This window comes from Thermohalobaculum sp. (assembly GCF_058622915.1).
On record NZ_JBZSYN010000057.1, the window covers coordinates 1 to 6,237 of the forward strand.

Consider the following 6,237-nt stretch of genomic DNA (forward strand, 5'->3'; position numbering starts at 1 on the left):
CTTGGCGGGCTGGCCGACCACCATCGAGTTGTCGGGAATCTCCTTGCCCTCGGTGATCAGTGCGTTGGCGCCGATCAGGCAGCCGCGGCCCACCTTGGCCCCATTCAGGATCACGGCTCCCATGCCGACCAGCGTGCCGTCGCCGATCGTGCAGCCGTGCAGGATGGCGTTGTGGCCCACCGTGACTTCCGCTCCGACGGTCAGGGGAAAGCCCGGGTCGGTGTGGCATACGCAGCCGTCCTGGACGTTCGAGCCGCGGCCGATGGTGATCGGCTCGTTGTCGCCGCGCAGCACGGCGTTGAACCAGATGCCGACCTCCTCGGCCAGCGTCACCCGGCCAATGAGCATCGCGCCCGGCGCCACGTAGCAGTCGCCGTTCTTGGGCAGGGTCGGGGCGATGCCGTCGAGCGCAAAAAGCGTCATTTCAGCCTGTCCTCGAATTCGCGATAGAGCCTGTACACATGCGGCTGGAGCCATTTCTGCCGGTCGCGGCGCTGGCGCTCGGCGGCGACGATTGTCCCGATTCGGGAATAGCACTCGGCCAGATCGTCATTAATCAGGACATAGTCGTATTCGGCCCAGTGGCTGATCTCGTCGCGCGCCCGCGCCATGCGCCCGGCGATCACCGCGTCCGTGTCCTGCCCGCGGGCCCTGAGGCGCTGCTCCAGCGCGGCGATCGAGGGCGGCAGGATGAACACGGTCACGACCAGGGGGCCGAGGTCCGACTGGCGCAGCTGCTGCGCGCCCTGCCAGTCGACGTCGAACAGCACGTCGCGGCCCGCCTGGATCGCCGCCTCGACCGGCGCGCGCGGGGTGCCGTAGCGATGGCCGAAGACTTGCGCGTGCTCGAGCAGCTCGCTGCGCGAAGTCATCTCGGCAAACCGTTCTTGTGAAACGAAAAAATAGTCTCGCCCCTCGACCTCCTTGGGCCGCGGCGCACGCGTGGTGGCCGAGATCGAGAGCGTGAAGACCGCGTCGTCACCCAGCAGGCGGCGGCTCAGCGTGGTCTTGCCCGCGCCCGAGGGCGAGGACAGCACGAACAGGATGCCGCGGCGATCGAGGGGGGCGGTGTTCATGTGGCGGGGATCATGGGCGCGGGGTCATGAGCGTCGGCGCTCTCTCCTGAAGCGGCCGCGGCGCGGGATGCGGGCTCGGCGCCGACACTCTAGCGGTGGCGCCCGTGCGGTCAACTGCCGCGCGGATCTGGGTCTGGCACGGCAATTGCTTGTTCGGGGGCAGGCCGGCACCGGCCTCGGAACGGACAAGCGGATGGACAGGACGAACGAAATGTGTGGTAAAGAAGAGATTGACTGCGGGACCGCCCCGATCGACTTGGCATGGTACCGGCTGGCGCGGCACGGCGACGAGATGATCCACAGAGAGATCCGCGCGCTCTACAGCTATTGGGAGCGCCTCAGGGCCGGGCGCGCGTGCCCCGAGCGCACGGAAATCGATCCGCGCGACATTTCCGCCGATGCGCGGCATCTGTTCGTGCTCGAGGACCTCGGGGAGGGCAACATCCGATTCCGCCTTGCCGGCAGCGGCCTGCTCGAGGCCTTCGGCTTCGACCTGCGCGGCATGAGCGCCCGGGCGATCATGGAAGGCCGCTCGCGCGAGAGCTTCCTGGCCCTGGTGGCGGAGAGCATCGCCGAGCCCGGCGTCGGCTATGCGCGCCTGAATGCCCCGGAAAACGGTGCGGTGTGGGAGGTCGTGCTGCTGCCCCTGCGCGGCAGTCTGGGTCTGATCGACCGGGTGATCGGCTGCCTGCACCCGGTGAACGGTCGCGCAGCCGCCCCCGGAGCGACGCCATTGCGCTTTACCATCGAATCGATGGCGATCCAGCCGGTTCTGGCCGACCATACGGCGCAGTCCGACGAGGAGCCCGTGCCCGGCTTCGCCGAGGAGCAGGCGCCCTTCCAGCCCAAGCGCCACCTGCGTGCGATCGAGGGGGGAGGGCGCAAGGCCGAGCGCTCGGAGGGCGCGATCCCCAAGCTCAAGATCGTCAAGGGCAAGGACTAGGCCGAACCGCTCCGGTCGCGCCCGCTCAGCCGCGCGCCGCGGCGGCCCTCTCCATGAAGTCGGCCAGCTCGCCATAGCCCGTGCGCCGCTTCTCGAAGCCAAGGCCCAGCCGCTCGGCGGCGTCCCGCGCCTTGGCCTCCAGCGCCGGGTCGTCCGTCTGGGCGAGGTAGACCAGCGTCTCGTAGTTGCCGAAGATCATCGGCAAAAGCTCCGGGTGGCGGTCGAGCCCCATGCCCTTCCACAGCAGGGTGTCGAACTGCCGGGCCAGGAAGTCGGTGAGGTAGAAGGCGGTGATCTCGCCGGCCTCGGCGCGCGCGGCGAAGGCCGCGTTGCCCTCGAAGAAGCTGTAGCAGTGCGGCCCCTCGATGCGGCTGACGCCTTCCTCGGCGCAGACGCGGTCCAGCAGCCCGCCGGTGCCGCAGTCGCCATAGCCGATCAGGATCTGCCGGTAGCCGCGCTCGCGCGCCTCGCGCACCTTGGCGCGCACCGCCTCGGGGATCCTTTGAGGCTGGTTGTGCAGCTTGGCCGGCAGGCAGGCCAGGTCGATATGCGTCCAGCCGTTCAGGCGGGTCAGCGCCAGGATCTCGCGCGCCAGCGCGCCGCAGGCGATGACCAGCACGCGCCCGGCGCCGCCGGCCCCGGGGGTGGCGAGGCCGGCCTCCGTCAGCCTGTCGAAGTCGAGCCGCTGGCGCTCCATGGCGCCCCTCCTTTCGTGCCTGCAAATAGGCGACGCTGTGGAGTCCGGCAATCGCGTCACGGTCGACAGCGTTCACCCCACCGTAACCATAACGGACGTCCGCAACGCAAATTCAACGATATCAATGCGTTGGATATATGTCCACGCGTGGACACACCCGCGGAGCGTCGTCCGAGAGCCCGCGACCGCCGCGCGGCCGGGGGTCGAATCGGAAGGCTCAGCCGCCGGCCGCCAGCTTGTTGTGCTTCTTGGTCATGAAGGTCTTGGCGGTCTCGACCGCCACCGCGGCGTCGCGGCAATAGGCGTCGGCGCCGATGGCCTTGCCGAACTCCTCGTTCAGCGGCGCGCCGCCGACCAGCACCACGTACTCCTCGCGGATGCCCTTCTCCTTCATGGCGTCGATCACGACCTTCATGTAGGGCATGGTCGTGGTGAGCAGGGCCGACATGCCCAGGATGTCCGGCTGCTCGGACTCCAGCGCCTCGAGGTACTTCTCGACCGGGTTGTTGATGCCGAGGTCCACCACCTCGAAGCCGGCACCCTCCATCATCATCGACACCAGGTTCTTGCCGATGTCGTGGATGTCGCCCTTGACCGTGCCGATCACCATCTTGCCGACGCGCGGCGCACCGGTCTCGGCCAAGAGCGGCTTGAGGATCGCCATGCCGGCCTTCATGGCGTTGGCGGCCAGCAGCACCTCGGGCACGAACAGGATGCCGTCGCGGAAGTCGATGCCGACGATGCGCATGCCCTCGACCAGCGCCTTGGTCAGGATGTCGTAGGGCTTCCAGCCGCGCTCGAGCAGGATGTTGACGGCCTCGATGATCTCGTCCTTGAGACCGTCATAGAGGTCGTCGTGCATCTGCTGCGTCAACTCGTCGTCGTCGAGCTCGCTCAGGACGATGTCGTCGGCGTCGTCGGACATGGCGAATTCCCCTGTACCCGGTTGCGCTGGCGGTCCGGTCTCTTCGCACCGGGAAATACTGGAGTTTTGGTGCTGGGGATCAAATAAAATCGTCACCCGCAACGCATAAACCGACGAGAGCGGCGCGGCTCAGGCCCGGCGGCGGCTGCGCCGGGCCGGCCGCTGCGCGGCCTCGCCCGTTCCGTCGTCGGCCGAGGTGAATTCGCCGATGCGTTCGCGGATCGCGTCGAGACCGGGGCGCGGGCCCCGCGGCCGGTGCTCCAGCGCAGCGCGCATGGCGACCAGATGATCCGCGGTGGTGCCGCAGCAGCCGCCAATCAACCGCGCGCCGGCGTCGCGCGCGAGGCAGGCATATTCGGCCATCAACTCGGGCGTGCCGTCATAATGGATATGGCCGTCGACATATTTGGGAATGCCGGCATTCGCCTTGGCGATGACCGTCGCCTGCGGTGCGGCTGTCGTGATGCCCAGCACCGTCCTGAGCAAGTCCGGCGCGCCGGTGCCGCAGTTGGCGCCGAAGGCGATCGGGGGCGCGGGCAGCGCGCGGACCAGCTCGGCAAAGCCCTCGCTGGTCACGCCCATCATCGTGCGCCCGGCGGTGTCGAAGCTCAGCGTGGCGCAGTACGGCGCGCCCAGTTTGCCGGCGGCCTCGGCCACGGCGCGCAACTCCTCGACCGACGAGATCGTCTCGGCCCAGATCACGTCGGCGCCGCCCTCCATCAGCCCGGCGATCTGCTCCTCGAAGGCAGCGACCGCATCGGCATGCGAAAGCGTCCCGACCGGCTCTAGAATTTCGCCGGTGGGACCCACGGAGCCGGCGACCACGACAGGGCGCCCGGCTGCGTCGGCGCATTGGCGGGCGATCGAGGCGGCGGCGATGGCCAGCTCGCGCACCCGGCCCTCGGCCTTGTGCAGCTTCAGCCGATAGCGCGAGCCGCCGAACGAGTTGGTCAGGATCAGATCGCAGCCTGCGCCAATGAAGCTGCGGTGCAGGGCCTCGATCTTTGCCGCCTCCTCGACGTTCCAGAATTCCGGGGCCTCGCCGGGCAGCAGCCCGGCAGCGAACAGGTTGGTGCCGGTGGCGCCGTCCAGCAGCAGCCAGTCGCGCTCGGACAGAAGGCGTGTGAGAAGGTCGGGCATTCGGGCCGGTGTCCTGTCTTGGATTGCCTGATTCGCGTGGCGCGGATCGTTACACGGCCCTTGCGCGATGTTCAGCCTCAATCGCGGCCGTCGCCTCACGCCGGTGCTCCGGCCCGGGCGAGATCGTTGATCCGTCGCACCATCGCCTTCAGCCCGTTCGAGCGCTGCGACGAGAGGTGCTGCTCGAGGTCGAGCCGGCCGAGCTCGCGCTGCGCGTCGATCCGAGGCACGGCGCTCAGCGGCTGGCCGCAGTAGAGTGCGCGCAGGATCGCGATCAGCCCGCGCACGATCATGGCGTCCGAGTCGCCTTCGAAATGAAGCGTGTCCTCGTTGTGCTCCGCCTCGCTACCCGGCCGGATCTCGGGCAAAAGCCAGACCTGGCTGACGCAACCGTCGACCTTGGTCGCCGCGGTCTTCTGCTCATCTGCCAGCGACGGCATCGCGCGACCAAGCTCGATGACGTAGCGGTAGCGATCCTCCCAGTCGTCGAGGAACTCGAAATTGTCGACGATCTCTTGGAAATCGGCAGACGGACTCATCCGTTTCTCCTCTGCGCGCCCGCCGAGCACGATCGCCCGCGTGGCGCGGCGCGCATTTTCTCCTTTTAATTCCCTCCTGGATATGGCCATTTCCCGGGAAAACTCAACCGGAGGAAACCGTTCATGCGCAGCAGTGCCGTGCTCGCCGTCACAGCCCTCGCCATTGCACTCGCCACAAGCGGGTGCTCGCTGTTCGGCCCCAGCAGCAAGCAAAAGGAGCAGGCGGCAAAGGCCGAGCAGGCGAAGGTCGAGGCATCCTACGTGCCGGTCGTGGCGGTCACGCAAGTCGAGATGGGCCGGACCCGCAACGGCCTGGTGATCACCGCCTACGGCCTCGCTCCCGGCGTCGGCTACTCGATGCCTCAATTGCGCCCGCGCCGCGACGGCAAGCCTGCACCCGACGGCTATATCGATTACGACTTCGTCGCGCGGGCGCCACTGAAGCCGCTCGCGGTCCAGGACGCGTCCAAGAGTGCCCGCACCGTCCGCGCCGACCTGCCGGTCGACTTCAAGGACCTGCGCGGCACCAAGGGGATCCGCATCCACGCTGCCAAGGGCGGCATGATCCTCAAGTTCTGAGCAGGCTCAGTCCACCTCGATCAGCTCGACGCCGCCGGGCCGCGCCACCAGGCCCACGTCGCCGGCGACGATCCTTAGCGCATCGGTGCCGAACACCTCGCGCCGCCAGCCTTTGAGCAGCGGCACGTCGGGATCCTGCTCGCCTGCCAGGGCTTCGAGATCTGTGCTCGAGGCGATCAGCTTGGCGGCGACGCCCAGCTGGTCGGACCGCGCCTTGAGGAACACCTTCAGCACGTCGGCGACGGCGGCCGATCCGTGGCGGCGCTGGGGCGGCGGAGGCAGGCTGGGGCGTCGGTCCGGCGGGCAGGCCTCGCCCTCGGCCACGGCCTCCAGGATAC

The 6,237-nt window shown here is 68.4% G+C and carries 8 protein-coding genes and 1 pseudogene; 2 read left to right on the top strand and 7 right to left on the bottom strand.

Features of this window, described 5'->3' with window-relative positions; translation table 11 throughout:
* Together AC32QD_RS04975 and gmk are read right to left on the bottom strand one after the other, a co-directional pair.
* Positions 1–423 (bottom strand): gamma carbonic anhydrase family protein (locus AC32QD_RS04975; RefSeq protein ID WP_492009379.1); only part of this gene is annotated, 423 nt, incomplete at its 3' end.
* Complete coding sequence (gmk, locus tag AC32QD_RS04980; protein ID WP_492009380.1) at positions 420–1,076, bottom strand: guanylate kinase; 657 nt, start codon at positions 1,074–1,076, stop codon at positions 420–422. The genes AC32QD_RS04975 and gmk, both read right to left, overlap by 4 nt.
* Before the next feature lie 292 nt (positions 1,077–1,368).
* Between gmk and AC32QD_RS04985 the strand changes: the two genes are divergently transcribed.
* Positions 1,369–2,019, top strand: coding sequence for a PAS domain-containing protein (locus AC32QD_RS04985; protein ID WP_492009381.1), 651 nt, complete (start codon positions 1,369–1,371; stop codon positions 2,017–2,019).
* 25 nt (positions 2,020–2,044) lie between these two features.
* Here the strand turns inward: AC32QD_RS04985 and AC32QD_RS04990 are convergent, their stop codons facing one another.
* The 4 genes from AC32QD_RS04990 to AC32QD_RS05005 form a co-directional block, all read right to left on the bottom strand.
* Positions 2,045–2,716: a DUF1638 domain-containing protein gene (locus tag AC32QD_RS04990; protein ID WP_492009382.1), complete on the bottom strand. Its 672-nt coding sequence runs from the start codon at positions 2,714–2,716 to the stop codon at positions 2,045–2,047.
* Positions 2,717–2,933: 217 nt separating this feature from the next.
* Positions 2,934–3,641, bottom strand: coding sequence for a corrinoid protein (locus AC32QD_RS04995; RefSeq protein WP_492009383.1), 708 nt, complete (start codon positions 3,639–3,641; stop codon positions 2,934–2,936).
* A 129-nt stretch (positions 3,642–3,770) separates the two neighbouring features.
* A complete protein-coding gene (gene bmt / locus AC32QD_RS05000) occupies positions 3,771–4,781 on the bottom strand; it encodes a betaine--homocysteine S-methyltransferase (RefSeq protein WP_492009384.1) in 1,011 nt (336 codons plus the stop codon).
* Between the two features lie 95 nt (positions 4,782–4,876).
* On the bottom strand, positions 4,877–5,320 hold the full coding sequence (locus AC32QD_RS05005; RefSeq protein ID WP_492009385.1) for a SufE family protein: 444 nt from the start codon (positions 5,318–5,320) through the stop codon (positions 4,877–4,879).
* A gap of 123 nt (positions 5,321–5,443) precedes the next feature.
* Here AC32QD_RS05005 and AC32QD_RS05010 point away from each other — a divergent pair, with 123 nt between their 5' ends.
* Complete coding sequence (locus AC32QD_RS05010; RefSeq protein WP_492009386.1) at positions 5,444–5,899, top strand: hypothetical protein; 456 nt, start codon at positions 5,444–5,446, stop codon at positions 5,897–5,899.
* A 6-nt stretch (positions 5,900–5,905) separates the two neighbouring features.
* Here the strand turns inward: AC32QD_RS05010 and AC32QD_RS05015 are convergent.
* A pseudogene (locus tag AC32QD_RS05015) lies at positions 5,906–6,237 on the bottom strand (ribonuclease D); the annotation flags it as partial.

What these genes read in the sequence shown, in the direction of transcription:
- AC32QD_RS04990 (WP_492009382.1), bottom strand. Translation starts at nt 2,716, where the DNA reads ATGGAGCGCCAGCGGCTCGACTTCGACAGGCTGACGGAGGCCGGCCTC.
- AC32QD_RS05010 (WP_492009386.1), top strand. Translation starts at nt 5,444, where the DNA reads ATGCGCAGCAGTGCCGTGCTCGCCGTCACAGCCCTCGCCATTGCACTC.
- AC32QD_RS05005 (WP_492009385.1), bottom strand. Translation starts at nt 5,320, where the DNA reads ATGAGTCCGTCTGCCGATTTCCAAGAGATCGTCGACAATTTCGAGTTC.
- AC32QD_RS04995 (WP_492009383.1), bottom strand. Translation starts at nt 3,641, where the DNA reads ATGTCCGACGACGCCGACGACATCGTCCTGAGCGAGCTCGACGACGAC.
- gmk (WP_492009380.1), bottom strand. Translation starts at nt 1,076, where the DNA reads ATGAACACCGCCCCCCTCGATCGCCGCGGCATCCTGTTCGTGCTGTCC.
- bmt (WP_492009384.1), bottom strand. Translation starts at nt 4,781, where the DNA reads ATGCCCGACCTTCTCACACGCCTTCTGTCCGAGCGCGACTGGCTGCTG.
- AC32QD_RS04985 (WP_492009381.1), top strand. Translation starts at nt 1,369, where the DNA reads ATGATCCACAGAGAGATCCGCGCGCTCTACAGCTATTGGGAGCGCCTC.